The sequence below is a fragment of the Novosphingobium ovatum genome (assembly GCF_009909235.1).
Taxonomy (GTDB): Bacteria; Pseudomonadota; Alphaproteobacteria; order Sphingomonadales; family Sphingomonadaceae; genus Novosphingobium; species Novosphingobium ovatum.
This window is the reverse complement of sequence record NZ_JAAAPO010000001.1, coordinates 369,242-395,677: the sequence shown is the minus strand read 5'-3', so window position 1 is coordinate 395,677 and position 26,436 is coordinate 369,242. Positions and strand designations below refer to the sequence as shown.

The following is a 26,436-nucleotide window of genomic DNA, read 5'->3' as shown; positions in this document are numbered from 1 at the left end:
TTGGCGGGCATGACACAGCTCTCCTTCCTCGATCTGGTGCCGATCTGTCAGGGCAGCACGCTGACCCAGGCTTTTGCCAACGCCGCCCAAGTGGCACAGGCCTGCGAGGCCGCCGGATACCACCGTTATTGGGTGGCCGAACATCACGGCATGCTGGGCGTGGGCGCGGCGGCGACATCGGTGGTGCTGGCCCATGTGGGCGCGCACACGCAAACCATCCGGATTGGCGCGGGCGGCATCATGTTGCCCAACCACGCGCCGATGCAGATCGCCGAACAGTTCGGCACGTTGGACGCACTTTATCCCGGCCGGATCGATCTGGCGCTGGGCCGTGCGCCGGGCTCGGACGGGCGGGTGGCGCAGGCGCTGCGGCGCGGGTTGCAGGGCGGCGCGGATGGGTTTGTGCAGGATGTGCTGGAGCTGCAGGCGATGTTCGCGGGTGATCCCTCACTGGGCGTGACGGCAGTGCCGGGCGCGGGGGCAAATCCGCAGATCTGGATCCTTGGCTCGTCTACCTATGGCGCGCAATTGGCCGCCGCGCTGGGCCTGCCCTATGGCTTTGCCAGCCATTTCGCACCCGCCATGCTGGAACAGGCGCTGTTGATCTATCGCCACCAGTTCCAGCCTTCCGAGCATCAGCGCAAGCCACAAGCCATGGTGGCAGTCAATGTCTTTGCCGCCGACACCGCCGAGGAGGCCGAACTGTTGGCGTCCTCGATGCAACAAGGCTTTGTCGCGCTGCGCTCGGGATCGGCGCCCACGCGCTTCCGCCCGCCGGTGCCGGGCTATTACGCCAGCCTGCCCCACCCCGCCCGCGCCATGCTGGACGAGATGTTGCGCTATTCCGCCGTGGGCACGCGCGAACAGGTGGCCGACCAACTGCGCGCCATCATCGCCCAGACGCAGGCTGACGAGATCATCCTGTCCAGCCAGATCTATGACCACGCCGCGCGGCTGCGCTCGATCGATCTGGCCGCGCAGGCCTTTGCGATGGCGACACAGGCACCCGCCCCGGCAGAGTGAGGCCCCTGCGCCCCCGGCAGCCCTATTGCGCGGGCGTCAACCCGCTGTAATGGGCCAGAAAGGCCAAAACATCGGCGCCTTCCTCGATCACCTTGCCGGTGGGTTTGCCCGCGCCATGACCGGCGCGCGTTTCGATGCGGATCAGATGCGGCTTGGCCCCAACAGAGGCGGCCTGCAACGCGGCGGTATATTTGAAACTGTGCCCCGGCACCACGCGGTCATCCGTGTCCGCCGTCGTCACCAGCACCGCCGGATAGTCCAAGCCAGAACGGATGTTGTGATAGGGCGAATAGGTCCGCAGATAGCGCCAATCGGCCTCCTTGTCCGGATAGCCATAGTCATCCACCCAGTACCGCCCCGCCGTGAACTGGTCAAAGCGCAGCATGTCCATCACGCCCACGCCCGGATTGGCCGCCGCGAACAGGTCGGGCCGTTGATTGACCACCGCGCCCACCAACAAGCCTCCGTTCGACCGCCCCTGCACCGCCAAGCCGCCGCGCGGGGTAAAGCCATGGGCGATCAGGTATTCGCCCGCCGCGATGAAGTCATCGAACACGTTCTGCTTGTGCAACCGGCGGCCCGCATCATGCCACGCCGCGCCATATTCGCCGCCCCCGCGCAGATTGGCCATGACATAGGCGCCCCCTGCCCGCAGCCACGCCATGTTGGTGGCCGAAAACGTGGGGGTGAGCGAAATGTCAAACCCGCCATAGCCATAAAGCAGCGTCGGCACCGGCTTGCCCGAGGTGGCGATTGCGCGCGACCGCACGATGAACATTGGCACCCGCGTCCCATCGCGTGAGGTGAAGAACCGCTGCTCGACGACGAAATCATCAGGATTGAACGCCAGTTGGGGCGCGGCAAAGACGCTGGCTTGCCCGCTCGCCACATCCAGCCGATAGATCGTCGCCGGACGGTTGAAGCTGGTAAAGGCATAGAAAGTCTCGGTATTGCCCGGCTCGCCGCCAAAGCCACCGGCCGTGCCGATCCCACCCAGCTTGATCTCCGCCGGAGCACTGCCATCCAGCGCGCGGGTTTCCACGATGCTGGCCGCATCGCGCAACATCCCCAGCACCAGCCGGTCGCCCACGATCGAGGCATCCTCCAGCGTCTCGGCCCGCTGCGGCACCACTTCGCGCCATTGCGGCGTGGTTTCGGCCAGATCGATCGACACCACCCGGCGGCGCGGCGCATCCTTGTTCGTCACAAACCACAGCCGCGTGCCCACACTGTCGATCAGCCGCCAGTCATGGTCAAACCCGCTGACCAACTGCCGCACCGGCCAGCCCTTGCCCCGCCCTTTCAGGTCGATCACGCGCAGTTCGAACCGGTTGTCCGTCCCCACCGAGCTGATGATCACCGCATAATGCCCGTCCGACGTCACGCCCGCCGAATGGTTGGTCGCGGGCTGATCGGGGGTGGAGAGCACCAGTTGATCGACGCTCTGCGGCGTGCCGATGCGGTGGTAATAGACGGCATGGTTGTAATTGCGCGCCTGAAAATCCTGCCCCTTGGCCGGTTCGGGATAGCGCGAATAGAGAAAGCCATCATTGCCGACCCACGCCATGCCGGAGAACTTGACCCAGCGGAGCTCATCGGCCAGCGGTTTGCCGGTGTTGACGTCCAGCACGCGCAGGCTGCGCCAGTCGCTGCCGCCGTCCTGCACACTATAGACCAGCCGCTTGCCGTCCTTGGAGGGCGTCCAGCCATCCAGCGCCGTCGCACCGTCCGCGGCCCACGACGCCGGGTCCAGCAACAGGCGCGGCGTGCCGGTCAGCCCTTCACGCACCAGCAATTGCGCCTGATTCATCAGCCCCGAATTATAGGTGTAGAAATAGCGCCCCCCGGCCCGCACCGGCAGACCATACCGGGCATAGTCCATCAACGCCTTGATCTGACCACCAAACCACGCGCGGGCCGGCAGTTGCGCCAATTGCGCATGGGTCAGCGCGTTCTGCTGCTCCACCCACGCGGCAACCTCTGGCGCGGTGCGCACATCCTGCTCCAGCCAGCGATAGGGATCTGCCACGCTCTCACCAAAATGGGTTTCGGTCAGGCTGTCGCGCCGCGTGGCGGGATAGGCTGGCCCGGCAGGCACCGGCGCGCTCACCGCAGGGGCTCCGGCTGGTTGTGGCTGCGCCAGCGCGCTGCCCACCGCCACGGCCGCCAAAGCCACCCCGGCCGCCCATCTTGTCCCCCGGCGCCATGGCTGCGATCGGACAAGGGGCTGAAACGGGCTGGGCTGCACATGGGTCTCCTATCGCACCACAAACAAAAACGGCCGTGACTGTATCAGCCACGACCGTTCTTGCAATTCCCTGACACCGGAGTCAGCCCCGGCATCGGAAAATCTTATTCGGCGTCGTCAGCGCTCACCACCGGGCCCGAATCCTGGCCCTTGGCGGCAACGTCGCGATCCACCAGCTCGATCACCGCCATCGGGGCAGCGTCCGACGCGCGCAGACCTGCCTTGATGATGCGGGTGTAACCGCCGCTGCGGTCGGCATAGCGCGCAGCCAGCACGTCAAACAGCTTCACCAGCTGCGCGTCGTCCTGCAGACGAGCGTGCGCCAGACGGCGGTTCGACAGGCCACCATGCTTTGCCAGCGTGATCAGCTTTTCGATGTAAGGACGCAGTTCCTTGGCCTTGGGAGCCGTGGTGATGATCTGCTCGTGCTTGATCAGCGAAGCCGACAGGTTGCGCAGCAGCGCGGCGCGATGCTGGCTGGTGCGGTTCAGCTTACGCTGGCCATACTTATGACGCATGATTTAGTCCTTCGTTCGTAGGGGGGCCGGATAGCCGGTCCGGAAATGGACAGGCTGGTACCCCGATCCAGGCAGCGATTACGGTTGCCGCCCAAAACCGTTTTGGCGGGAAAGGCTTTCGCCCTCCCCGCCCAAACCGGATCAGCCGAGCAGTTCCTGCTCCAGCTTCTTGGCCATTTCCTCAATGTTCTCAGGCGGCCAACCGGGGATATCCATCCCCAGACGCAGCCCCATCGAAGACAGCACTTCCTTGATCTCGTTGAGCGACTTGCGGCCGAAGTTCGGCGTGCGCAGCATCTCGGCCTCGGTCTTCTGGACCAGATCGCCGATGTAGATGATGTTGTCGTTCTTCAAGCAGTTGGCCGAACGGACCGACAGTTCCAGCTCGTCCACCTTCTTCAACAGATAGCGGTTCAACTGGTTGGCGTCGCTCTCTTCGGTCGCGGCTGCCGGCACGCCACCGATCATCACCGGGGCGCCAACAGGGGCGATGTCTTCGAAGTGGACGAACAGCGCCAACTGGTCCTGCAGGATGCGCGCGGCATAGGCCACGGCGTCTTCAGGCGTCACGGTGCCGTCGGTTTCGACCGTCAGGTTCAGCTTGTCATAGTCCAGCTCCTGACCGATACGCGCGTTATCGACCTTGTAGCTGACCTGACGCACCGGCGAGTACAGCGAATCGACCGGGATCAGACCGATCGGCGCATCCACCGGGCGGTTCGACACAGCCGGGACATAGCCCTTGCCGGTGTCGGCCGTCAGTTCCATGTTCAGCGAAGCGCCATCGTCGAGGTGGCAGATCACCAGATCCTTGTTCATCACCTCGATGTCGCCGGTGACGGCGATATCACCAGCCTTGACGACGGCGGGGCCGGTCATCGACAGCTGCAGGCGCTTGGGACCTTCACCCTGCATCTTCAGGGCGATCTGCTTCACGTTCAGAACGATGTCGGTCACGTCCTCACGCACACCGGCGAGCGACGAGAATTCGTGCAGCACGTTCTCGATCTTGATCGAGGTGATGGCCGCGCCCTGCAGCGAGGACAGCAGCACACGGCGCAGAGCATTGCCCAGCGTCAGACCGAAACCGCGCTCCAGCGGCTCAGCGACGAAGGTTGCCCGGCGCTTGGGGTCGTTGCCCGGCTTGATCTCAAGGCTATTGGGCTTCTTCAATTCCTGCCAGTTCTTGGTGTTGACAGTCATGGACTTCCCCTAGAGTTAATCTGGCGTGTATTTCTGGCGAGAAAAGCCGGGCATCCCGCATGGACACTCGGCCATTTCCCGTAAGCCGCAGGTGGTGGCGGCCGCCACCACCCACGTATGCTCGATCAGACGCGGCGGCGCTTCGAGGGACGCACACCGTTGTGCGGGATCGGCGTCACATCGCGAATCGAGGTGATGGTGAAGCCAACCGCCTGCAGCGCGCGCAGCGCGCTTTCGCGGCCCGAACCGGGGCCCTTCACTTCGACTTCCAGCGTGCGCACGCCGTGTTCGGCGGCCTTCTTGCCGGCGTCATCAGCGGCGACCTGAGCGGCATAAGGGGTCGACTTGCGCGAACCCTTGAAGCCCATCATGCCGGCCGACGACCACGAAATGGCGTTGCCCTGCGCGTCGGTGATGGTGACCATGGTGTTGTTGAAGCTGGCATTCACATGAGCGATGCCGCTGGTGATATTCTTGCGCTCCCGCTTACGAAGGCGCTGGGGTTCACGTGCCATTGGATAAGATCCTCAAAGTCCGGTGAGACAGAATAAAGTGAGCCTTGAAAAAGGCTTACTTCTTCTTGCCAGCGATGGGCTTGGCCTTGCCCTTGCGGGTGCGGGCGTTGGTGTGGGTGCGCTGACCGCGGACCGGCAGGCCCTTGCGGTGACGCAGGCCGCGATAGCAGGCCAGGTCCATCAGACGCTTGATGTTCATCGCGGTTTCACGACGCAGGTCACCTTCAACGGTGTGCTCAGCATCGATGGTCTCACGGATGTGCAGGACTTCGGCGTCCGACAGATCCTGAACGCGGCGGGTGTGATCAATGCCCAGCTTGTCGGCGATCTGCTTCGCCTTGAACGAGCCAATACCGTGAATATAGGTCAGCGCGATGATCACGCGCTTGTTAGTGGGGATGTTTACCCCGGCAATACGTGCCAACTGTTTTCTCCATGCTCCACAGGCTGTGCCAGAGCGCGCGAAACAACCGCTTGCGCCAGCACCCCTATCTCAACGCGACACTCACACGAACCACAAACGGAACCATAACGGCAAAAAAGCCCGACTGGACCACAGCAAAACAGTGGTACCCGCCGGACTGACCCGTTGTTATTGTGTGAACGGCGCGACTAGACCGATTCGCAGGGCCTGTCAACGCCAGAGGCGAACCAATCCCTAAAAGATTGGCGCACAGAAAAGAGCATGTGCCCCATCCTATACCTCATGCCGAGACGCCCGTCAAAACGCCTTTTTCGCACGCCAGCCCATGTCCGCCGCAAAAAGCGCCCCATTCGGCGCCTGCCCTCAAAGGCAAACGGCGCCTGCGGCCATTTTGACCGCTGGCGCCGCCTGAATTGAATGGGCCGCGAAGACCTTAGCGCGCGAGAATTTTTTCCAGCGCGACGGTCACCTCTTCCATGTCGGCCATGCCGTCGACGCGGGCAACGATGCCACGCGCGTCATAGATCGGCAGAATCGGCGCCGTTTTGGCGCGATATTCGGCCATGCGCGTGCGCACCGTGTCCTCATTGTCGTCAGGACGGCGCTTGAACTCGGTCCCGCCACACTTGTCACAGGTGCCCGGCAGCTTGGGCTGCTCGAACGTGTCGTGATAGCCCTTGCCACAGCTGGCGCAGGTGAAACGCCCGGTGATCCGCTCAACCAGCGCATCCTCGTCCACCACCAGTTCGATGACATGATCCAGCGAGCGGCCACGCGATTGCAGGATGGCGTCCAGCGATTCGGCCTGGGCGGCGGTGCGGGGATAGCCGTCAAAGATGGCGCCCGCGTCCGGCCCCATCGCGTCCAGTTCCTCACCAATCAGCGCCGAGACGATCGCGTCGGACACCAATTCGCCACGCTCCATGACCGCCTTGGCTTCCAAACCGACGGGCGTACCCGCCTTGACAGCGGCGCGCAGCATGTCGCCGGTCGAAAGCTGACGCATGCCATGGCGTTCCACCAGACGTTGCGCCTGCGTGCCCTTGCCAGCGCCCGGAGGGCCAAGCAGGATGATGTTCACGGGTAACCTCCCCAGTTTATCGTTAGACGCGCCGCTGCGACCTCAGCGCATCCGCCCCTTGAGTTTCGCCTTCTTGATCAAGTCGCCATACTGGTGTGCCAGCAGATGCGACTGGATCTGGGTGATGGTGTCGACCGTGACGTTCACCACGATCAGCAGGCTCGTGCCGCCAGCCACCACCAGCCGCAACCCGGTTTGCTCCATGAAGAACTCGGGCACAACACAGACGATGGTAATATACGCGGCACCCAGCACGGTGATGCGGGTCAGCACATAGTCCAGATAGTTCGAGGTGTTCTTGCCCGGGCGGATGCCGGGGATGAAGCCGCCGTTGCGCTTGAGGTTGTCGGCAGTTTCCTCGGGGTTGAACACGATCGCGGTGTAGAAGAAGCAGAAGAACACGATACCAATGGCATAGAGCGCCATATAGGCAGGCTTGCCATGGCCAAGGTGCATGTTCAGCCACAAAATCACCTGCCCCCAGGTGGTGTCCTGATTGACCGACTTGCCCGCAAATTGCGTGATCGTCAGCGGCAGCAACAGCAGCGAACTGGCAAAGATCGGCGGGATCACGCCCGCAGTGTTGATCTTGAGCGGCAGATGGCTGCGGTCGGCCTGCATCATGCCGTTCTGGGTCGCACGCTTGGGATACTGGATCAACAGACGGCGCGTCGCGCGCTCCATGTGGCTGATGAACAGGATCATGCCGACGACCAGCGCCACCATGCCAAAAATGACAAAGCCGTTGGTCTGACCCGAGCGGCCACCTTCGAACAGCTGGACAAAGAACTGCGGCATCTGCGCCACAATGCCCGCCATGATGATCAGCGAGGTGCCGTTGCCGATGCCACGGCTGGTGATCTGCTCACCCAGCCACAGCAGGAACATCGTGCCGCCGATCAGGCTGATCACGGCGCAGATGCGGAACATCATGCCCGGAATCACCACCGCCTGCATCCCGGCCGAGGCGCCATAGGCCTCCAGACCGGTGGCGATGGCATAGCCCTGGATCGCCGTCAGCAGCACCGCGCCATAGCGGGTGTACTGGTTCAGCTTCTGGCGGCCGCTTTCGCCTTCCTTCTTCAGCGCAGCGAGCGCGGGATGCAGCGAGGCGGCCAATTGCACCACGATCGAGGCGGTGATGTACGGCATCACGCCCAACGCGATGAGGCTCATGCGCTCAAGGCTGCCACCCGAGAAGGTGTTGAAAATGTCGAGAATGCCACCCTTGGTGTTGGCGTACAGCTGCTCCAGCACCTTGGGGTTGACCCCGGGCAGCGGAACAAAGCTGAGAAAGCGGAAGACGATCAGCGCCCCCACCGTGAACCAGATGCGGCTCTTCAGCTCAGTCGCCTTGGAGAAGTTCTCCAGGCTCAGATTGCTGGCGATATTATCGGCGCGTGATGCCATGGAAATAGGAAGCCTTGCACAGGGCGGCGCCGTGGGCGCCCGCCGTCCCCAACGTTAACCGTTAGGGAGATAAAGAAAGTGGGCGGGGATGCAAGAACCCCCGCCCATCATTCGTATGTTTTATTCGGCAGCGGCCGGAACGTCGACCGAACCACCAGCAGCCTCAACAGCCGCCTTGGCACCGGCCGAAACGCCGGCAACCTTGAAGCTGACCTTGGCTTCCAGCGCGCCCTTGCCCAGCAGGCGGACGCCGTCCTTGCCACCACGGGCCAGACCGGCGGCCTGCAACGCGGCGTGATCGACAACAGCGCTGATGTCCAGCTTGCCGGCGTCGATCGCCTTCTGGATCATGCCCAGGTTCACTTCGGCATAGTCCTTGCCGAACGGGTTGTTGAAACCACGCTTGGGCAGACGCATGTGCAGCGGCATCTGACCGCCTTCAAAGCCCTTGATGGCAACGCCCGAACGCGCCTTGGCACCCTTCTGGCCGCGGCCAGCGGTCTTGCCCTTGCCCGAGCCGATGCCGCGACCCACGCGCATACGACCCTTGCGGGCGCCATAGTTGTCGGAGATTTCGTTCAGTTTCATGTGATGCACTCGCTTTCGCTTTTAGACGCGCTAAAGGAAGGGGCGGCCCTTATCGCACAGATCCGCCCGTGTCACGCGTTTTTGCCCCGCGTCACACCTTGGTCGCAACGGCACCGCCCGAATCAAGCTCTTGCGCCATGCGCCCGGCCAGCCAAGCCCGCCTTTTGCGCTCGATCGGCCGGTCATACCAACGCCACACCGCCGCACAAAACGCCCCCAGCACCACCAAAAGCGCTGCCATCTCCAGGGGTGATTCCCACCCCCCCTTGTATATCAAGGTGATCACCGGCCAGTGCAGGACATAAACGATATAGCTCTGATCCGCGCACCATCCGTCACGCGCATCGGATGGGCGATGCACCGTCCACAATCCAAAGGGAATCAGTGCAACCCCCAGCACCAGATTGGCCAGCGGCGCCGAGGGGCCCGCATGGGCAATCCAGATGCCAGCAGGCGCCCATACCGCCGCCACCGCCAGATAGCCTACCACCGCGCCAAACCCGCCCCAAGCCAGCCAGCGCGGTGGCGCCCATTGATGGCGCGCAGCCAGCATGCCGATCAGGAAAAACGGCAGAAAAGACGGCAGCACCGTCCCCCATCCCCCCAGCAGCGCAGCGACAAACACAGCATAACCCACCACGCCGACCGCCCAACCGCTCCAGCGCCGCACCACCCACGCCAACACAGGCAAGGCGACATAGAACTGCATTTCGACGTCCAGCGACCACGCCGGCCCCACCGGCCGTGTCGGCAATTGCCCATAGCCCAGCACGGTGAACGGCGCGATTCCCTGCGCCCAAGGCGTTGTTCGCACCAGCGCCCAGTCCGAATCACCCACCCATAGCTGTGCGCCGATGCAGCCCACACTGGCCAACACCAGCAAGGGCGCCAACCGCCACCAACGGCTGATGACAAAGTTGCGCCACGCCTGCGGCAGGTGGCGATACCGCCCTTCCCACACACGCGTCACCCAAAAGCCCGACAGCGCAAAGAACACCAGCACCGGCGCCTTGCCGATTTCCACGCCGGTCAGATGATGCACCACCACCATCAGCGCCAGCCACAGGCGGAATGCTCCAGGCCCCGCAGGCCACAGCAAACGGCAGACAAAATCGCACATCACGCGACGCACCCATACGACCACGCGCGGTGCCGGATCGGGCCCATGACGGCAGACATCAGCATCAGCATCCCCCGGCCATAGCGCCCGGCCCGTTAACACCGCGTAGCCCCTGCCCCGCCGCCGCGCATCGAAAAAGGGCCCCGGATCGCTCCGAGGCCCTTTTCGTGTGGGGTTTCCCCCTGACAAAGCGGAAAGCTTAGTCGACCACCTTCACCATGTGAGGCAGCTTGGCAATGGCACCCAGCACTTCGGGCGTGGCTTCACGCTCGACGATGCGGTGCATCTTGCCCAGACCCAGACCAATCAGGATCTGTTCCTGCTTGTTCGGGCGGCGGATCGGCGAACCGATCTGCTGGATCTTGATCTTCGCCATCGCGCTTACTCCGTAATCGCGGCGGCAGCGGCTTCCAGCTGCGCCTCGCTGTGGTGATGACCATCACGGTTCAGCAGGTCGGTGACCTTCTTGCCGCGACGCTGCGCCACCGACTTCGGGCTCGACTGGTCGCCCAGCGCGTCGAAGGTGGCACGGATCATGTTGTAAGGGTTCGAAGTGCCGACCGACTTGGTCACCACGTCGTGGACGCCCAGGCTTTCGAAGACGGCGCGCATCGGGCCACCGGCGATGATGCCGGTACCAGCAGGCGCCGAACGCACGTTGACCTTGCCAGCGCCGAAGTGGCCCTTGCCGTCATGGTGCAGAGTCCGGCCTTCCTTGAGCGGAACGCGGATCATCTTCTTCTTGGCCGAAGCGGTCGCCTTGGTGATGGCTTCAGGCACTTCGCGCGCCTTGCCATGGCCAAAGCCGACACGGCCCTTGCCATCGCCCACAACCACCAGAGCGGCGAAACCGAAGCGCTTGCCACCCTTCACGGTCTTCGACACGCGATTGATGTGGACCAGCTTTTCGATCAGCTCTTCGCCCTGTTCCTCGTCGTTCTTGTTGCCACGGCGATCATCGCGGCGACCACGACCGCGGCCTTCGCCACGCTCGCCATCACGGCCACGGCCACGGCCACGACGACCTTCACGCTCGCCACCCTCGGGGGCAGCGGCTTCGAAACCAGTGGTTTCGACTTCGGTGTTGTTCTCGTCAGCCATGATCAGAACTCCAGACCGCCCTCACGGGCGGCTTCGGCCAGCGCCTTGACGCGGCCATGGAACAGGTAACCGCCGCGGTCGAACACGACAGTGGTGACGCCAGCGGCCTTGGCCGCTTCGGCCAGTTCCTTACCCACAGCGGCAGCGGCTTCGACGTTGGCGCCGATCGCCTTGCTGCCAGCCTTCAGCGAGGAAGCCGAAGCCAGCGTGCGGCCGGCGGCATCGTCGATGATCTGAGCGTAGATGTGGCGACCCGAACGGTGCACCGACAGGCGGGGACGACCACCAGCGCGAGCCTTCAGGGCGGTGCGAACGCGGCGACGGCGGCGTTCGAAAAGTGACAGCTTGGCCATTACTTCTTCTTCCCTTCCTTGCGGAAGATGAACTCGCCGGCGTACTTGATACCCTTGCCCTTATAGGGTTCGGGCTTGCGCCAGCGACGGATCTCCGCGGCCACCTGGCCGACCTTCTGCTTGTCGATGCCCGAGATTTCGACCGTGGTGTTATCCGGGGTCTTGATCTCGATGCCTTCCGGCACGTCAAAATTGACGTCATGGCTGTAGCCGAGCTGCAGCTTCAGGATCTTGCCCTGAGCGGTCGCACGATAGCCAACACCGGTGATCTGCAGGGTCTTCTTGTACCCTTCGGTCACACCAGCCATCAGATTGGCAACCAGCGTGCGCTGCATGCCCCAGAAGGCGCGAGCGCGGTTGCCATTGTTGGCCGGCTTGACCGTGATGGTGTTGTCTTCGAGGGTATAGGTGACTTCGTCAACCAGACCCAGCGTGAGCGTGCCCTTGGGGCCCTTCACGGTCAGGGTGCCGTCAGCGATGCTGGCGGTCACGCCGGCCGGAATGGCGACGGGCTTCTTGCCAATGCGGCTCATCAGAACACCTCCGCCAGCACTTCGCCACCGACGTTGGCAGCGCGCGCTTCGGCATCCGAAAGCACGCCACGCGGCGTCGAGACGATGGTGATGCCCAGGCCATTGCGCACAATCGGCAGTTCCTTGGAACCCGAATAGACGCGGCGACCCGGCTTGGAGACGCGGGCCAGATGCTTGATCGCGGGCTGGCCTTCGAAATACTTCAGCTCGATGCGCAGCTGCGGATGGGCGCCGGTGGCGTCCTCCGAAAAGCCACGGATATAGCCTTCACGCTGCAGCACTTCCAGCACGCGGGTGCGCAGCTTGGAAGCCGGCGACAGGACGGAGTCCTTCTTCGCCTGCTGGCCGTTGCGGATACGGGTGAGCATATCACCCAGAGGATCGGTCAATGCCATCGCTTGGGTTCCTTACCAGCTCGACTTGGTGACGCCGGGGATCATGCCCTTGTTGGCAAGATCACGCAGCTCAACACGGCACAGGCCGAACTTGCGATAGTAGCCGCGCGGGCGGCCGGTGGTGACGCAGCGGTTGCGAACGCGGGTAGGATTCGCGTTGCGCGGGATTTCCGCCAGCTTCAGGCGAGCGATCAGACGCTCGGTCTCGTCAACGCTCTCGTCGTTGGCGATTGCCTTCAGCTTCGCGTACTTCGCGGCATACTTCTTGACGAGGGCCTTACGACGCTCGTTCTTGTTGATCGAACTCAGTTTCGCCATGGACTTAAGCTCTCTTTCTCAATCTTGCTCGCTCACGCCGCCTGCTTGGCTTCGGTGGTGGCAGTGAACGGGAAACCGAACAGACGCAGCAGCTCACGCGCTTCTTCGTCGGTCTTGGCAGTGGTGGTGACGATGATGTCCATACCACGCACCTTTTCGATCTGATCGTAGCTGATTTCCGGGAAGATGATCTGCTCCTTCAGACCCATGGCATAGTTGCCACGGCCATCGAAGCTCTTCGGGTTCAGGCCACGGAAGTCGCGGATGCGGGGCATCGCGATCGTGATCAGACGGTCCAGGAATTCATACATGCGTTCACGGCGCAGCGTGACCTTGCAACCGATCGCCATGCCTTCGCGCAGCTTGAACTGGGCGACGGACTTCTTGGCGCGGCACACCACCGGCTTCTGACCGGCAATGGCTTCCATTTCGGCGGCAGCGGTCTGGACCTTCTTACGGTCCTGCGTGCCTTCGCCTACACCCATGTTCAGGGTGATCTTTTCGATCTTGGGCACTTCGAACGCATTCTTGTAGCCGAACTTTTCGGTCATCGCCTTGGCGATTTCCGCATCGTACTTGGCGCGCATGCGCGGCGTGTACTTGTCAGCCATCGATAGCCTCCCCGGACTTCACGGCCACGCGGACCTTCTTGCCGTCCTTGTCTTCGAAACGAACGCGGGTGGCGACACCCGTCTTCGGATCGACCAGGCCGACCTTGCTGATCGCCATCGGCGCTTCACGACGGTCGATGCCGCCCTGAGGATTCGCCTGGCTGGGCTTGCGGTGACGGGCAGCGATATTCACGCCACCGACGACAACCTTGCCCTCCTTGGGGAGGACCTGCAGGACGGTGCCGGTACGGCCCTTGTCCTTGCCCGAACGGACGATAACGTTATCGCCCTTCTTGATCTTGGCAGCCGACATTTAGAGCACCTCCGGAGCCAGCGAGATGATCTTCATGTAGCCCTTGGCGCGCAGTTCACGAACCACGGGGCCAAAGATACGCGTACCGATCGGCTCGGCGTTCTTGTTGATCAGCACAGCGGCGTTGCCGTCAAAACGGATCACGCTACCATCGGGACGACGCACGTCCTTCTTGGTGCGCACGATCACCGCACGGTGAACGTCGCCCTTCTTGACCTTGGCGCGCGGCTGCGCCTCCTTGATCGACACCACAATGATGTCGCCAACGCCGGCGGTGCGGCGCTTGGAGCCGCCCAGTACCTTGATGCACTGGACGCGCTTGGCGCCGCTGTTGTCGGCGACGTCAAGCTGGGATTGCATCTGGATCATTGATCCGGTTCCTTACGTTAGGCTTGCCGGAACCAGTCCGGCAGTTCCAAAAAAGGGGCAAATACAAAAAAGGTCCGGCGCCCTAACCCAGAAAGGGCTAGAGCACCAGAGGCTTTTTTTGCAAAACCGCTTAGACGTCGGCGTCAACCGCCGCCGTCTTGCCGGCCTGGACCCGCTCGATGACCTTCCAGGTCTTGAGCTTCGAGATCGGCGCGGTTTCCTCGATGCGGACAACCTCACCAGCCTTGTAGCTGTTGTCCTCATCGTGGGCGTGGTACTTCTTCGAACGACGGATGATCTTCCCGTACAACGGGTGCTTCACCTTACGCTCGACCTTGACCACCACGGTCTTGTCGGTCTTGTCGGAAACAACCGTCCCGATCAGAATACGCTTCGGCATGGTTGTCTCCTTACGCCTTGGCCGCAGCCGAACGCTCCGACTGGAGCGTCTTGATGCGGGCAATATCGCGGCGTACTTCCTTGATGCGGGCAGGACGCTCCAGCTGGTTCGTCGCGGCCTGGAAGCGCAGGTTGAAAGCCTCGCGCTTCAGGTCGGCCAGATCAGCGTTCAGCTGGTCGTCGCTCTTGGCGCGCAGATCAGCGATCTTGCTCATTCGTCACCTCCCAGGTGCGAGGTGTCGCCCAGCTTGGCGACGATCTTCGTCTTGATGGGCAGCTTCATCGCGGCGCGTTCGAACGCACCAGCCGCCATCTGACCGCTCACCCCGTCCAGTTCGAACAGGATCTTGCCCGGCTTGACGCGCGCAGCCCAATATTCGATCGAACCCTTGCCCTTACCCTGACGGACTTCGGCAGGCTTCTTCGACACGGGCAGATCGGGGAACACGCGGATCCACAGGCGGCCCTGACGACGCAGGTGGCGCTGAATGGCGCGACGCGCGGCCTCGATCTGGCGGGCGGTGACCCGCTCCGGCTCGAGGGCCTTGAGGCCATACGAGCCGAAGTTCAGATCGGTGCCACCCTTGGCGTTACCGTGCAAACGGCCCTTGAAGGCCTTGCGGAACTTGGTCTTTTTCGGTTGCAGCATGATCTTTTACCTCAAGCCTCAGCGTGCCGGACGCACGCCGGAGGTCTGAGCCTCCATCATGAGACGATCCTGCGCCATCGGGTCATGGCCAAGGATTTCACCCTTGAAGATCCAGACCTTGATGCCGATGATGCCATAGGCGGTCAGCGCCTCGGCTTCGGCATAATCGATGTTGGCGCGCAGGGTGTGCAGCGGCACGCGACCTTCGCGGTACCATTCCACGCGGGCGATTTCCGCACCGCCCAGACGGCCCGAGCAGGTGATCTTGATGCCTTCGGCACCCAGACGCAGCGCGGACTGAACGGCGCGCTTCATCGCGCGGCGGAAGGCGATACGACGGATCAGCTGATCCGCGATGCCCTGGGCGACAAGCTTCGAATCGATTTCCGGCTTGCGGATTTCGACGATGTTCAGCTTGACGTCGCTGTCGGTCATCTTGGCCAGCTGCGCACGCAGCTTCTCGATGTCCGCACCCTTCTTGCCGATGATGACGCCCGGACGGGCGGCAAAGATCGACACGCGGCACAGCTTGGCAGGACGCTCGATCACCACCTTCGAGATCGCGGCCTGCGGCAGCGCCTTGATGATGAACTTGCGGATCTTGAGGTCTTCCTCAAGCAGCTTGCCGTAGTTGCGGCCTTCGGCGTACCAGCGGCTGTCCCAGGTACGGTTGATCTGCAGGCGCAGACCAACGGGGTTCGACTTATGACCCATGGATCAAGCCTCCTGAACTTCGCGCACCACGATGCGCAGACGGCTGAAGGGCTTCAGAATGCGGGTGGACTTGCCACGGCCGCGGGTATGAAAGCGCTTCATGGTGATCGACTTGCCGACCGAAGCCTCAACCACGACGAGGCTGTCCACGTCGAGGTTGTGGTTGTTTTCGGCGTTGGCGATGGCCGAGGCCAGCACCTTGCGAGCTTCAACCGCCATAGCCTTCTTCGAGAAGGCCAGGATGTTCAGCGCGTCTTCAGCCTTGTGGTTGCGGATCAGGGCCGCCACCAGGTTCAGCTTCTGGGCCGAACCGCGGATCTGCGTGCCGACCGACAGGGCTTCGTTGTCGCCAACGCGACGGGGAGCTTTAGGCTTGCTCATCAGCGCTTGCCCTTCTTGTCAGCGGCGTGACCCGGGAAGGTGCGCGTGGGCGCAAATTCACCGAGCTTGTGGCCGACCATGTCCTCATTCACGGACACGGGGATGAACTTATGCCCGTTGTAGACGTTGAACGTCAGACCAACGAACTGCGGCAGGATCGTCGAACGGCGCGACCAGGTCTTGATCGGACCGGCGCGGTTGCCAGCATCCTGCGCGGCTTCCGCCTTCTTCAGCAGGTGCAGGTCGACGAAAGGACCTTTCCAAACGGAACGAGCCATTGTCGATTACCTCTTCTTCTTGGCGTGGCGCGAGCGGATGATGAACTTGTCCGTCCGCTTGTTGTGGCGCGTGCGCGCACCCTTGGTCGGCTTGCCCCAGGGGGTAACCGGGTGACGGCCACCGCTGGTGCGGCCTTCACCACCACCGTGCGGGTGGTCGACAGGGTTCTTGGCCACGCCGCGGGTCAGCGGGCGACGGCCCAGCCAGCGGTTGCGGCCTGCCTTGGCCAGGTTCTGGTTGGCGTTGTCGGGGTTCGACACGGCGCCAACGGTGCCCATGCAGTCGCCGCGCAGGTAACGCTGCTCGCCCGAGTTCAGGCGAACGATAACCATGCCACGGTCACGACCCACGACCTGCACATAGGTGCCGGCCGAACGGGCGATCTGACCGCCCTTGCCCGGCTTCATCTCCACGTTGTGGACGATGGTGCCGACGGGCATCTGGCTCAACAGCATCGCGTTGCCGGGCTTCACGTCGGTCTTTTCGCCAGCAATGATGCTGTCACCAACGTTCAGGCGCTGCGGCGCGATGATATAGGCCTGCTCGCCGTCCGCATACTTCACCAGAGCGATGAAAGCGGTACGGTTGGGGTCGTATTCCAGACGCTCGACAGTCGCGGCGACGTTCCACTTGCGGCGCTTGAAATCGATGAAACGATAGCGCTGCTTGTGGCCGCCGGCGATGCCGCGGCTGGTCACGTGACCCTTGTTGTTACGGCCACCGGTCTTGCTCTTACCTTCGGTAAGCGCCTTGACCGGCTTGCCCTTCCACAGGGCGCTCTTGTCGACCAGGACCAGGCCACGACGGGCCGGGCTGGTCGGGTTGTAGCTCTTGAGTGCCATTATCCGACCCCTCAGATCCCGCTGGTGATGTCGATCGACTGGCCTTCAGCCAGCGTCACAACAGCCTTCTTGACGTCGCTGCGCTTGTAGGGCTTGCCCTTCCAGCGCTTGGTCTTGCCCTTCTGGGTCAGCGTGTTCACGCCAACGACCTTCACGTCGAAGAGCGCTTCGACGGCGGCCTTGATTTCGGGCTTCGTGGCCTTCTCAGCCACCTTGAAGACAACCGCGTTATGCTCCGAGAGCAAGGTTGCCTTTTCGGTGATGTGGGGCGCCACGATCACGTCATAGTGACGCGTGTCGATGCTGTCCTTAGCCATTGAAACGGGCCTCCAGCTTCTCGACAGCGGCGCGGGTCAGCACCAGCGTGTCATGCTTCAGGATGTCGTAGACGTTCGCGCCCATGGCGGGCAGAACGTTCACGCCGACGAGGTTGTTGGCGGCGCGGGCAAAGCCCTCGTTCACCTGCTCACCGTCGATCACCAGCACCTTGCCGTTCAGACCGGCCTGGGCAAAGGTCGCGGCCAGCGCCTTGGTCTTGGCATCAGCCAGTTCCAGGCTGTCGACAACCACCAGGTTCTGCGCCTTCGACGACAGAGCCATCTTCAGACCCAGCGCGCGGATCTTCTTGTTCAGCGAGATGTTGAACTCACGGACGCGGGGGCCCATGGCCTTGCCACCACCGATGAAGATCGGCGCCTTGCGGTCGCCGTGACGAGCGGTACCGCCACCCTTCTGACGGCCGAACTTCTTGCCGGTGCGGGCAACGTCCGAACGCTCGCGGGCGCCACGGGCGATGCCGCGACGGTTTTCCAGCTGCCACGTCACAACGCGGTGCAGGATGTCAGCGCGCGGCTCCAGGCCGAACACCGCATCGTTCAGTTCGATTTCGCCAGCAGCGGCCGAACCGTCGAGATTCTTGATCTGGACCTTCACGGCTTAGCCCTCCTGACCTTCAGCGGCTTCGGCAGCCGGGGCAGCAGCAGCGGCGGTCAACAGACCAGCCGGATACGGCGCTTCGGCGTGACGCGAAACCTTCACCGCGTCGCGAACCAGCAACCAGCCGTTCTTCGCGCCGGGCACGGAGCCCTTCACGAAAACCAGGCCGCGCTCGTCATCGGTGCGGACAATTTCCAGATTCTGCTGGGTGCGCTGGCGATCACCCATGTGACCAGCCATCTTCTTGTTCTTGAAGACGCGACCCGGATCCTGACGGTTACCCGTCGAACCATGCGCACGGTGCGAGATCGACACACCGTGGGTGGCGCGCATACCGCCGAAGCCCCAGCGCTTCATAGCGCCGGCAAAGCCCTTACCCTGGGTGTGACCGGTGATGTCAACCAGCTGGCCAGCGACGAAGTGCGAGGCGGCGATGGTCGAACCAACTTCCAGCAGGGCATCATCAGCCACGCGGAATTCAGCGACTTCCATCTTCAGCTCGACCTCAGCCTTCGCGAAATGCTCGCGCTGCGGCTTGGCGACGTTCTTTTGCTTGGCCTGGCCTGCACCCAGCTGCAGCGCGACATAACCGTCACGCTCAGCGGTACGAACCGAGACCACCTGGCAATTTTCAAGCGACAGGACGGTGACCGGCACGTGCCGACCATCTTCCTGGAAAAGGCGGGTCATACCCACCTTTTTCGCGATCACGCCGGTGCGCATGATCCTGTACTCCATACAGAGGCCTGCAGGGGCCCATCCCCCACAGGCGTGTTCAGCCCAAAAAGTCGAAGCGCGCCCCGTCCGGGCTGAGTGCCGACCTAGCGCAGAGGCGCTGGACCGACGAGACGGGGGACGCTTTCCCGGCGGAACCGGACCCTGAGGCCCGATGGAAGCCACCGGAGGTATCCCAATGTCTACACAGGATTGCCCTGTGGAGGGGCGCCGCAGGATGGCAGCGCCCGAATCGCGTAGCGATGTGAAGGGCGGCCCTTAACAGAGGCCCACCCAATACGCTAGCGGATTTCGTCGCTCGCCTTAGGCCAGCTTGATTTCGACGTTCACGCCGGCAGCCAGATCCAGCTTCATCAGCGCGTCAACGGTCGCGGCGTTCGGCTGAACGATGTCCAGCAGGCGCTTGTAGGTGCGCACTTCAAACTGCTCGCGCGACTTCTTATCGATGTGAGGACCGCGGTTAACGCAGAACTTCTCAATCTTCGTCGGCAGAGGAATGGGCCCACGAATCAGAGCGCCCGTGCGACGGGCGGTGTCGGCGATCTCGCCGGTGGCCTGGTCCAGCACGCGATGGTCGAATGCCTTCAGGCGAATGCGGATGTTTTGAGCTTCCATGTCCTGCTACCGATGAGAAAGAGCTAAAAAGAAATCCGACCACCCGACCCGTCAAACGGGCCATTGGGTAGCCGGCTGAAAAACGAGCCCGCCGGTAGACCGAAATCCGCCGGCGGGCAAGCTTTAATTACTTGGTGATCTTGGCCACAACGCCCGAGCCGACGGTACGACCGCCTTCACGGATAGCGAAGCGCAGACCTTCGTCCATGGCGATCGGAGCGATCAGCTCGACCTGCAGCTTCACGTTGTCGCCGGGCATGACCATCTCGGTGCCCTCGGGCAGCGTGACCGAACCGGTGACGTCCGTGGTGCGGAAGTAGAACTGCGGACGATAGTTGGCGAAGAACGGCGTGTGACGGCCACCTTCGTCCTTCGACAGCACGTAAACTTCCGATTCGAAGTTGGTGTGCGGGGTGCAGGTGCCGGGCTTGGCCAGAACCTGGCCACGCTCAACGTCTTCACGCTTGATGCCACGGCACAGAGCGCCGATGTTGTCGCCAGCTTCACCCTGATCGAGCAGCTTGCGGAACATTTCCACGCCGGTCACGGTGGTCTTGGCGGTGGTCTTCAGACCAACGATTTCGACTTCTTCACCAACCTTGATGATGCCGGTTTCGATACGGCCGGTCACCACGGTGCCGCGACCCGAGATCGAGAACACGTCTTCGACGGGCATCAGGAAGGGCTTGTCGGTGGGACGCGGGGGCTGCGGGATGTACGAGTCAACAGCGGCCATCAGCGCGTTGATCGAGTCGCGACCAATGTTGTCGTCACGGCCTTCCAGAGCGGCCAGAGCCGAACCCTTGACGATCGGAATATCGTCGCCCGGGAAGTCGTACGACGACAGCAGTTCGCGCACTTCCAGCTCGACCAGCTCGAGGATTTCCTCGTCGTCGACCTGGTCAACCTTGTTCATGTACACGACCAGAGCCGGCACGCCGACCTGACGGGCCAGCAGGATGTGCTCGCGGGTCTGCGGCATCGGGCCGTCAGCAGCGTTCACCACCAGGATCGCGCCGTCCATCTGGGCGGCACCGGTGATCATGTTCTTCACATAGTCAGCGTGACCCGGGCAGTCGACGTGCGCGTAGTGACGGTTGGCGGTCTCGTATTCCACGTGGGCGGTCGAGATCGTGATGCCGCGCTCGCGCTCTTCGGGAGCCTTGTCGATGTTGGCATAATCGGTGAACGTAGCGCCACCGGTTTCAGCCAGCACCTTGGTGATGGCAGCGGTCAGCGTGGTCTTGCCGTGGTCGACGTGACCGATGGTGCCGATGTTGCAGTGCGGCTTGGTCCGCTCAAACTTAGCCTTAGCCATGTTTCAAACCTTCTTTTCGTAACGTTCGATTTCTGTCCGAGACGGCACCCGCCAGACTCGCCTGAAATTCAGGCGCCGCCCCTAGCCTGATCTGCGGTTGCTGGCAAGCACCTGTTGTGCTTCAGCCCCCGGCAGATCAGACATTTTTCGACTTTTTAGCCTCAGGCCAACTTGGTCTTCAGCTCGGTGGCCACGTTCGCCGGCACTTCGTCATAGTGCGAGAACTGCATCGTGTACTGGGCGCGGCCCTGGGTAAACGAGCGCAGCTGGTTCACGTAACCAAACATGTTGGCCAGCGGCACCATGGCTTCGACAACCTGTGCGTTGCCGCGGCTGTCGGTGCCCTGGATCTGACCACGGCGGCTGTTGATGTCGCCGATGACGTCGCCCATGAATTCCTCAGGGGTGACGACTTCCACCTTCATGATGGGCTCCAGCACCTTGATGCCGGCCTTCTGGGCGACTTCGCGCATCGCGCCACGGGCGCAGATTTCGAACGCCAGAGCCGACGAGTCGACGTCGTGGTACGCGCCGTCATACAGGGTGATTTCGAAGTCGATGATCGGGAAGCCGATCAGCGAGCCGGTCGCAGCCGTTTCACGGAAGCCCTTTTCAATCGCGGGGATATATTCCTTCGGAATGTTACCGCCCTTGATTTCATCCTTGAAGATGATGCCCGAACCGCGCTCACCAGGCGCAACCTTGACCTTCACGCGACCAAACTGGCCGGTGCCGCCCGACTGCTTCTTGTGGGTGTGGTCCAGATCGACCGGCTTGGCCAGGTATTCGCGATAAGCCACCTGCGGCGCGCCGACGTTGGCTTCCACCTTGAACTCGCGACGCATACGGTCGACGATGATGTCCAGGTGCAGTTCGCCCATGCCCTTGATGATCGTCTGGCCCGACTCGTGGTCGGTCGAAACGCGGAACGAGGGATCCTCAGCCGACAGGCGGTTCAGGGCGATGCCCATCTTTTCCTGGTCAGCCTTGGTCTTGGGCTCCACCGACAGCTCGATCACCGGCTCGGGGAATTCCATGCGCTCCAGCACGATCGGCTGACGCTCGGCGCACAGCGTGTCGCCGGTGGTGGTTTCCTTCATGCCGGCCAGCGCGATGATGTCGCCAGCGAAAGCCTCTTCGATGTCCTTACGCTCGTTCGCATGCATTTCCAGCATACGACCGACCTTTTCCTTCTTGTCCTTCACCGAGTTCAGGTAGGTGCCCTTGGTCAGCGTACCCGAATAGATGCGGATGAAGGTGAGCGAGCCCACGAAGGGATCGTTCATCACCTTGAAGGCCAGCGCCGAGAACGGCGCATCGTCGGTGGCGGGACGGCTGTCGGCCTCGTCGCTGTCCATCTTGACGCCCTGGACGTCAGGAATGTCGAGCGGCGAAGGCAGGTAGTCGACCACAGCGTCGAGCAGGGGCTGCACGCCCTTGTTCTTGAACGCCGAGCCGCAGCACACCGGCACGAACGACTGGTTCAGCGTGCCCTTGCGGATCAGCTTCTTCAGCGTGTCGACGTCGGGCTCGTTGCCTTCGAGGTAGGCTTCCATCGCCTCATCATCCTGCTCGACAGCAAGCTCGATGAGGTTGGCGCGGTACTCGGCAGCTTCGTCAGCCAGTTCAGCCGGGATCTCTTCATAGAAGAACTCGGCGCCCAGCGACTCGTCCTTCCAGATGATCGCGCGGTTGTTCACCAGGTCGACCAGACCCTTCAGGTCGGCTTCCAGACCGATGGGGATGTACAGCACGGCGGGCTTGGCACCCAGGCGGTCGATGATCGACTGCACGCAGTACTTGAAGTTGGCACCGGTGCGGTCCAGCTTGTTGATGAAGCACATGCGGGGAACGCCGTACTTATCTGCCTGACGCCACACGGTTTCCGACTGCGGCTCCACGCCGGCCACGCCGTCGAAACAGGCAACGGCACCGTCCAGCACGCGCAAGCTGCGCTCCACCTCGATGGTGAAGTCCACGTGGCCCGGGGTGTCGATGATGTTGATGCGGTGGTCGTTCCAGAAGCAGGTCGTCGCGGCCGACGTGATGGTGATGCCGCGTTCTTGCTCCTGCTCCATCCAGTCCATGGTGGCGGCGCCGTCGTGGACTTCGCCGATCTTGTAGGACTTGCCGGTGTAGTAAAGGATACGCTCGGTGGTGGTGGTCTTACCGGCGTCGATATGCGCCATAATACCGATGTTACGGTATTTCTCGAGCGGATGGCTGCGGGCCATGGGGTGTTCCTTGGGTTCGGGTGGAGGCTTGCGCCGTCTGCCCTTAGGTTTGGTTCGATGACAACCTTGTGACGGTAAAGCCCGACCGACGCCCGGCCCCCCGCCAACATGTGACGAGGCCGCATGCGCGGCCCCGCCCCAAGTCTTTTACCAGCGGTAGTGGCTGAACGCGCGGTTGGCGTCGGCCATACGGTGGGTGTCTTCGCGCTTCTTGACCGCGTTGCCACGGTTGTTGGCGGCATCCATCAGCTCACCCGACAGGCGCGCGGCCATCGTGGTTTCGCTGCGGTTGCGCGCCGCCGTGATCAGCCAGCGGATCGCCAGAGCCTGCGCGCGCTCGGGGCGCACTTCGACCGGAACCTGATAGGTCGCACCACCAACGCGGCGGCTGCGCACTTCGATCTGCGGCTTGACGTTGTTCAGCGCGTCATGGAACAGCTGCAGCGGATCGGCCTTGGCACGAGCCTGCATGGTGTCGAGCGCACCATACACGATGGCTTCGGCCACCGACTTCTTGCCGTCCAGCATGAGGTTGTTCATGAACTTCGACAGCACCTGATCGTGGTACACGGGATCAGGCAGGATTTCCCGCTTTTCGGGACGACGACGACGTGACATTTGATAAACTCCTTCGGAGTGCGGCGACCACATCCGTGCTCGCCTAGCGGCTCCGGCCCTCTCCCCCTACCCTGCCACCCAACAGCATACCCGATAGGGTAGCAGGGCAGCGGAAGAGGGCCGGAGCCGAAACCGATTGACCTTACTTCGGACGCTTGGCGCCGTACTTCGAACGGCTCTGCTTGCGGTCCTTCACGCCCTGGGTATCCAGAACGCCGCGCAGGATGTGGTAACGCACACCGGGAAGGTCGCGCACACGGCCGCCACGGATCAGCACCACCGAGTGCTCCTGCAGGTTGTGCTTTTCACCCGGAATGTACGAAATGACTTCGCGGCCGTTGGTCAGACGGATCTTGGCCACCTTGCGAAGCGCCGAGTTCGGCTTCTTCGGGGTCGTGGTGTACACGCGAGTGCAGACGCCGCGCTTTTGCGGGTTCTGCTCCATCGCGGGAACCTTGCTCTTGGCCTTCTGCGGCTCGCGACCCTTGCGGATCAGCTGGTTAATCGTAGGCATTGAATCTCTTCACCTTGTTTGCGTGACGGCCATACGCCGCCACAAAAGCGCCCATTGCGTGCAAGCCATGGCCATTGCGGCCCGCCCACACCCGCCGGTGCGAAAAACCGGATCATGGCAAGGATGGCCAACGGCAAAACCGCCAACCAAAACCCCCGCCGCCACCGGCAAGTACCCGAACATGTTGATGAAGGATTGCGCACCCGCAACCGCCGAATCGCCCGCGCACAAACGCAGGCATCCCACGGAAACGAACCGAAACGCTCCACCCATGCCACAGGCACCGGGTTACTTTGACGGAGAACGCCGTGGGTTTTCAGCGGTTTGCACCACCCAATCCCCACACCGGCACGCCCCGCCAATGTTCAGCTCTGCGCGGCAACAGGCCAAAGCCCCCCGCCACGAACCCGCGCGCCTTAGGCCTGTTGGCGCGAAAGGTCAAGGTTGGGGGTGGGAGGCAAAGGCCAACAGCCCCCGCACACTTAATCTTGAAATCGACCGCCGAAGGTAACATACCAGATAACGCTCTAAATCAAAATTTACACAAGGAAAAATATGCAAACCTTTTCAACCTCATTCCCCATCAAGCAACAAAAAAATCGCGCAGCATTTCCAGCACAAATTGTTGCATGGCTCAGAGGGATTCCCAATAGCACCGTTTTGACATTGAATGCGGAACACGAGCTGGAAAGCGAGAATGCACACCTAGTTGCAGACAGCGGCGAAGAGTTACGTATCCGAGAGTTGGTCCAAGAAGGCAGACCCATTGCAATTGGATTCCAACACAATATGCCAGACAATAAAGGGCGCATTTGGCGCACTGAAGCGGTACTTTGCTACGGCGAAAAAAATGACTTTATCGGACTAACAACGCAGTGCCTCGCAGGGCAACACGGCGCATTTCTAGAACAACCTAAAAAGCCCTACCTCATAAAGTCGATCCTAAAGGCAGAATGGGGCGATTTCGACGGCGAAATAGAGGTCATGGACGAGCCTCTTTGGCTGAAAGAAAACAACGATGATTTGAATTTTGCACAACTTGTACAAAATGGCAAAGCAAGCGCCCATCTCCCTGTTGTATACGTTTCATCAACAGGAAAAAACGAATGGATTCTCGATAAGGATGAAATTGAAAAAATTGCCTACGACCTAGGAGGAATCGCTCATATCGTGGTCGAGCCGAGTAGAAACTTTTCATTTTCTTTAAAAGAACTATGCAATGGCAATAATGTATACAACGGGACAATTGGTATTTTTATACCAGGTATAGGTTTTGTCAGAAGATTTTTCATTGGACATCAATTTGAGAATGTCCAAATTTTAATTGATGGGATTTGCGAAAGCGCCCGTCGACTTATAAGCTCTACACCTTCACCTGCATGGAGCTGGTCCGACCTCCAAGAACAGGCGTTACGGAATCAAAGAGATTCTTTAAAAGATGCCATTTCGCAAGAAGATGCCAACGACCTTCTAGAACAATATACAGACGAGCTAAAGAGCGCCCAAGATGAAATTCGGCGTCTAAAAATGGAACTGAGCGACCAATCCCTTCGCAATATACAAGTAGAGGACAACCACGTTATAAGAGAAAATGATTTATCCAGCTACTGCCAAGAAATTTATGACGGAGAAGTCAAAGACCGACTCCGCCTTGCTGCACAAATTGCACAAAATAACGTCGAATCGCTAGGAATTGATGCGCGAACTGTAGCCGTTTGGAAGAAATTTGTTGAATCATCATCTAGGTCATACGGACTCAATGAGTTAACTGAAAATTTGAAAGCAGCCACTCGTGATGGAAAAAATCTAGCCGATCGCGTCGCTTATTTATTAATCAGACATGGATATCACAATAAATCTGATAATAAGCACGTTCGTCTCGAACCAAATTCAGGTTACGACGGCCTTCAAAGCATTACCCTCCCAAAAACGCCTAGCGATCATCGCACAAGCAAAAATCAATATGCTCAAATTTCCAAAACGCTTGGATTGCGAAACCTTCTAGCCGATTGAGGAAAAGTTTTTTAGAAGCGCGAGGGGGTAACCCCCTCGCATTTCCGCTTCTCCTTCCCTTCCCCC

Annotated in this window: 35 protein-coding genes; 2 read left to right on the top strand and 33 right to left on the bottom strand. The window is 61.5% G+C overall.

Annotation, left to right across the window (positions count from 1 at the left end):
* Positions 1–9: 9 nt before the first annotated feature.
* A complete protein-coding gene (locus GTZ99_RS01790) occupies positions 10–1,023 on the top strand; it encodes an LLM class flavin-dependent oxidoreductase (RefSeq protein ID WP_161716563.1) in 1,014 nt (337 codons plus the stop codon).
* Positions 1,024–1,045: 22 nt separating this feature from the next.
* Here GTZ99_RS01790 and GTZ99_RS01785 read toward each other — a convergent pair whose 3' ends face one another.
* The 33 genes from GTZ99_RS01785 to rpsL form a co-directional block, all read right to left on the bottom strand.
* On the bottom strand, positions 1,046–3,193 hold the full coding sequence (locus tag GTZ99_RS01785) for a prolyl oligopeptidase family serine peptidase (protein WP_161717030.1): 2,148 nt from the start codon (positions 3,191–3,193) through the stop codon (positions 1,046–1,048).
* Positions 3,194–3,375: 182 nt separating this feature from the next.
* A complete protein-coding gene (rplQ, locus tag GTZ99_RS01780; protein WP_161716562.1) occupies positions 3,376–3,789 on the bottom strand; it encodes a 50S ribosomal protein L17 in 414 nt (137 codons plus the stop codon).
* 141 nt (positions 3,790–3,930) lie between these two features.
* Complete coding sequence (locus GTZ99_RS01775) at positions 3,931–4,992, bottom strand: DNA-directed RNA polymerase subunit alpha (RefSeq protein WP_161716561.1); 1,062 nt, start codon at positions 4,990–4,992, stop codon at positions 3,931–3,933.
* A 125-nt stretch (positions 4,993–5,117) separates the two neighbouring features.
* On the bottom strand, positions 5,118–5,507 hold the full coding sequence (gene rpsK / locus GTZ99_RS01770; RefSeq protein ID WP_068091513.1) for a 30S ribosomal protein S11: 390 nt from the start codon (positions 5,505–5,507) through the stop codon (positions 5,118–5,120).
* A gap of 55 nt (positions 5,508–5,562) precedes the next feature.
* Positions 5,563–5,931 carry a 30S ribosomal protein S13 gene (gene rpsM, locus GTZ99_RS01765; protein WP_161716560.1) on the bottom strand — a complete coding sequence of 123 codons (369 nt, stop codon included), beginning with the start codon at positions 5,929–5,931 and terminating at the stop codon, positions 5,563–5,565.
* Positions 5,932–6,364: 433 nt separating this feature from the next.
* A complete protein-coding gene (locus tag GTZ99_RS01760; RefSeq protein ID WP_161716559.1) occupies positions 6,365–7,012 on the bottom strand; it encodes an adenylate kinase in 648 nt (215 codons plus the stop codon).
* Between the two features lie 42 nt (positions 7,013–7,054).
* A complete protein-coding gene (secY, locus tag GTZ99_RS01755; protein ID WP_161716558.1) occupies positions 7,055–8,422 on the bottom strand; it encodes a preprotein translocase subunit SecY in 1,368 nt (455 codons plus the stop codon).
* 120 nt (positions 8,423–8,542) lie between these two features.
* Positions 8,543–9,010, bottom strand: coding sequence for a 50S ribosomal protein L15 (gene rplO / locus GTZ99_RS01750; RefSeq protein WP_161716557.1), 468 nt, complete (start codon positions 9,008–9,010; stop codon positions 8,543–8,545).
* A 91-nt stretch (positions 9,011–9,101) separates the two neighbouring features.
* On the bottom strand, positions 9,102–10,130 hold the full coding sequence (locus GTZ99_RS01745; RefSeq protein ID WP_227711070.1) for an acyltransferase family protein: 1,029 nt from the start codon (positions 10,128–10,130) through the stop codon (positions 9,102–9,104).
* Between the two features lie 199 nt (positions 10,131–10,329).
* On the bottom strand, positions 10,330–10,506 hold the full coding sequence (gene rpmD / locus GTZ99_RS01740) for a 50S ribosomal protein L30 (RefSeq protein ID WP_161716555.1): 177 nt from the start codon (positions 10,504–10,506) through the stop codon (positions 10,330–10,332).
* A gap of 5 nt (positions 10,507–10,511) precedes the next feature.
* Complete coding sequence (rpsE, locus tag GTZ99_RS01735; protein WP_161716554.1) at positions 10,512–11,231, bottom strand: 30S ribosomal protein S5; 720 nt, start codon at positions 11,229–11,231, stop codon at positions 10,512–10,514.
* A gap of 2 nt (positions 11,232–11,233) precedes the next feature.
* Complete coding sequence (gene rplR / locus GTZ99_RS01730; RefSeq protein ID WP_161716553.1) at positions 11,234–11,584, bottom strand: 50S ribosomal protein L18; 351 nt, start codon at positions 11,582–11,584, stop codon at positions 11,234–11,236.
* Entirely contained in the window at positions 11,584–12,117 is a 534-nt protein-coding gene (gene rplF / locus GTZ99_RS01725) for a 50S ribosomal protein L6 (RefSeq protein ID WP_161716552.1), read from the bottom strand. The genes rplR and rplF overlap by 1 nt, the downstream gene beginning before the upstream one ends.
* Positions 12,117–12,512: a 30S ribosomal protein S8 gene (gene rpsH / locus GTZ99_RS01720; RefSeq protein ID WP_161716551.1), complete on the bottom strand. Its 396-nt coding sequence runs from the start codon at positions 12,510–12,512 to the stop codon at positions 12,117–12,119. The genes rplF and rpsH overlap by 1 nt, the downstream gene beginning before the upstream one ends.
* 12 nt (positions 12,513–12,524) lie before the next feature.
* Positions 12,525–12,830, bottom strand: coding sequence for a 30S ribosomal protein S14 (gene rpsN, locus GTZ99_RS01715; protein WP_161716550.1), 306 nt, complete (start codon positions 12,828–12,830; stop codon positions 12,525–12,527).
* Positions 12,831–12,862: 32 nt separating this feature from the next.
* Positions 12,863–13,441, bottom strand: coding sequence for a 50S ribosomal protein L5 (rplE, locus tag GTZ99_RS01710; RefSeq protein ID WP_161716549.1), 579 nt, complete (start codon positions 13,439–13,441; stop codon positions 12,863–12,865).
* Entirely contained in the window at positions 13,434–13,754 is a 321-nt protein-coding gene (rplX, locus tag GTZ99_RS01705; RefSeq protein ID WP_161716548.1) for a 50S ribosomal protein L24, read from the bottom strand. The genes rplE and rplX overlap by 8 nt, the downstream gene beginning before the upstream one ends.
* Complete coding sequence (rplN, locus tag GTZ99_RS01700) at positions 13,755–14,123, bottom strand: 50S ribosomal protein L14 (RefSeq protein WP_161716547.1); 369 nt, start codon at positions 14,121–14,123, stop codon at positions 13,755–13,757.
* Between the two features lie 130 nt (positions 14,124–14,253).
* Complete coding sequence (gene rpsQ / locus GTZ99_RS01695) at positions 14,254–14,523, bottom strand: 30S ribosomal protein S17 (RefSeq protein WP_161716546.1); 270 nt, start codon at positions 14,521–14,523, stop codon at positions 14,254–14,256.
* A 10-nt stretch (positions 14,524–14,533) separates the two neighbouring features.
* The gene (rpmC, locus tag GTZ99_RS01690; protein ID WP_161716545.1) at positions 14,534–14,737 is read right to left on the bottom strand and encodes a 50S ribosomal protein L29; all 204 of its coding nucleotides are present in this window, start codon (positions 14,735–14,737) and stop codon (positions 14,534–14,536) included.
* Complete coding sequence (gene rplP, locus GTZ99_RS01685) at positions 14,734–15,171, bottom strand: 50S ribosomal protein L16 (RefSeq protein WP_161716544.1); 438 nt, start codon at positions 15,169–15,171, stop codon at positions 14,734–14,736. The genes rpmC and rplP overlap by 4 nt, the downstream gene beginning before the upstream one ends.
* A gap of 18 nt (positions 15,172–15,189) precedes the next feature.
* On the bottom strand, positions 15,190–15,885 hold the full coding sequence (gene rpsC / locus GTZ99_RS01680) for a 30S ribosomal protein S3 (protein ID WP_161716543.1): 696 nt from the start codon (positions 15,883–15,885) through the stop codon (positions 15,190–15,192).
* A 3-nt stretch (positions 15,886–15,888) separates the two neighbouring features.
* Positions 15,889–16,266 carry a 50S ribosomal protein L22 gene (rplV, locus tag GTZ99_RS01675; protein ID WP_161716542.1) on the bottom strand — a complete coding sequence of 126 codons (378 nt, stop codon included), beginning with the start codon at positions 16,264–16,266 and terminating at the stop codon, positions 15,889–15,891.
* Positions 16,266–16,544, bottom strand: coding sequence for a 30S ribosomal protein S19 (gene rpsS, locus GTZ99_RS01670; protein ID WP_161716541.1), 279 nt, complete (start codon positions 16,542–16,544; stop codon positions 16,266–16,268). Before rpsS ends, rplV begins: the two co-directional genes overlap by 1 nt.
* Before the next feature lie 6 nt (positions 16,545–16,550).
* Positions 16,551–17,387 (bottom strand): 50S ribosomal protein L2, encoded by an 837-nt coding sequence (rplB, locus tag GTZ99_RS01665; RefSeq protein WP_161716540.1) that lies wholly within the window; start codon positions 17,385–17,387, stop codon positions 16,551–16,553.
* Positions 17,388–17,398: 11 nt separating this feature from the next.
* Positions 17,399–17,704: a 50S ribosomal protein L23 gene (locus GTZ99_RS01660; protein ID WP_161716539.1), complete on the bottom strand. Its 306-nt coding sequence runs from the start codon at positions 17,702–17,704 to the stop codon at positions 17,399–17,401.
* Positions 17,697–18,320 carry a 50S ribosomal protein L4 gene (gene rplD / locus GTZ99_RS01655; RefSeq protein WP_161716538.1) on the bottom strand — a complete coding sequence of 208 codons (624 nt, stop codon included), beginning with the start codon at positions 18,318–18,320 and terminating at the stop codon, positions 17,697–17,699. The genes GTZ99_RS01660 and rplD overlap by 8 nt, the downstream gene beginning before the upstream one ends.
* A 3-nt stretch (positions 18,321–18,323) precedes the next feature.
* A complete protein-coding gene (gene rplC, locus GTZ99_RS01650) occupies positions 18,324–19,046 on the bottom strand; it encodes a 50S ribosomal protein L3 (RefSeq protein ID WP_161716537.1) in 723 nt (240 codons plus the stop codon).
* A 315-nt stretch (positions 19,047–19,361) separates the two neighbouring features.
* Positions 19,362–19,673, bottom strand: coding sequence for a 30S ribosomal protein S10 (gene rpsJ, locus GTZ99_RS01645; RefSeq protein ID WP_091146544.1), 312 nt, complete (start codon positions 19,671–19,673; stop codon positions 19,362–19,364).
* Positions 19,674–19,800: 127 nt separating this feature from the next.
* Complete coding sequence (gene tuf, locus GTZ99_RS01640; protein WP_161716536.1) at positions 19,801–20,991, bottom strand: elongation factor Tu; 1,191 nt, start codon at positions 20,989–20,991, stop codon at positions 19,801–19,803.
* 161 nt (positions 20,992–21,152) lie between these two features.
* Positions 21,153–23,225 (bottom strand): elongation factor G, encoded by a 2,073-nt coding sequence (fusA, locus tag GTZ99_RS01635; RefSeq protein ID WP_161716535.1) that lies wholly within the window; start codon positions 23,223–23,225, stop codon positions 21,153–21,155.
* Positions 23,226–23,372: 147 nt separating this feature from the next.
* The gene (gene rpsG / locus GTZ99_RS01630) at positions 23,373–23,843 is read right to left on the bottom strand and encodes a 30S ribosomal protein S7 (protein ID WP_161716534.1); all 471 of its coding nucleotides are present in this window, start codon (positions 23,841–23,843) and stop codon (positions 23,373–23,375) included.
* 142 nt (positions 23,844–23,985) lie between these two features.
* Entirely contained in the window at positions 23,986–24,357 is a 372-nt protein-coding gene (gene rpsL, locus GTZ99_RS01625; protein ID WP_161716533.1) for a 30S ribosomal protein S12, read from the bottom strand.
* A gap of 555 nt (positions 24,358–24,912) precedes the next feature.
* Between rpsL and GTZ99_RS01620 the strand changes: the two genes are divergently transcribed.
* Complete coding sequence (locus GTZ99_RS01620) at positions 24,913–26,370, top strand: hypothetical protein (RefSeq protein WP_161716532.1); 1,458 nt, start codon at positions 24,913–24,915, stop codon at positions 26,368–26,370.
* Positions 26,371–26,436: the final 66 nt, after the last annotated feature.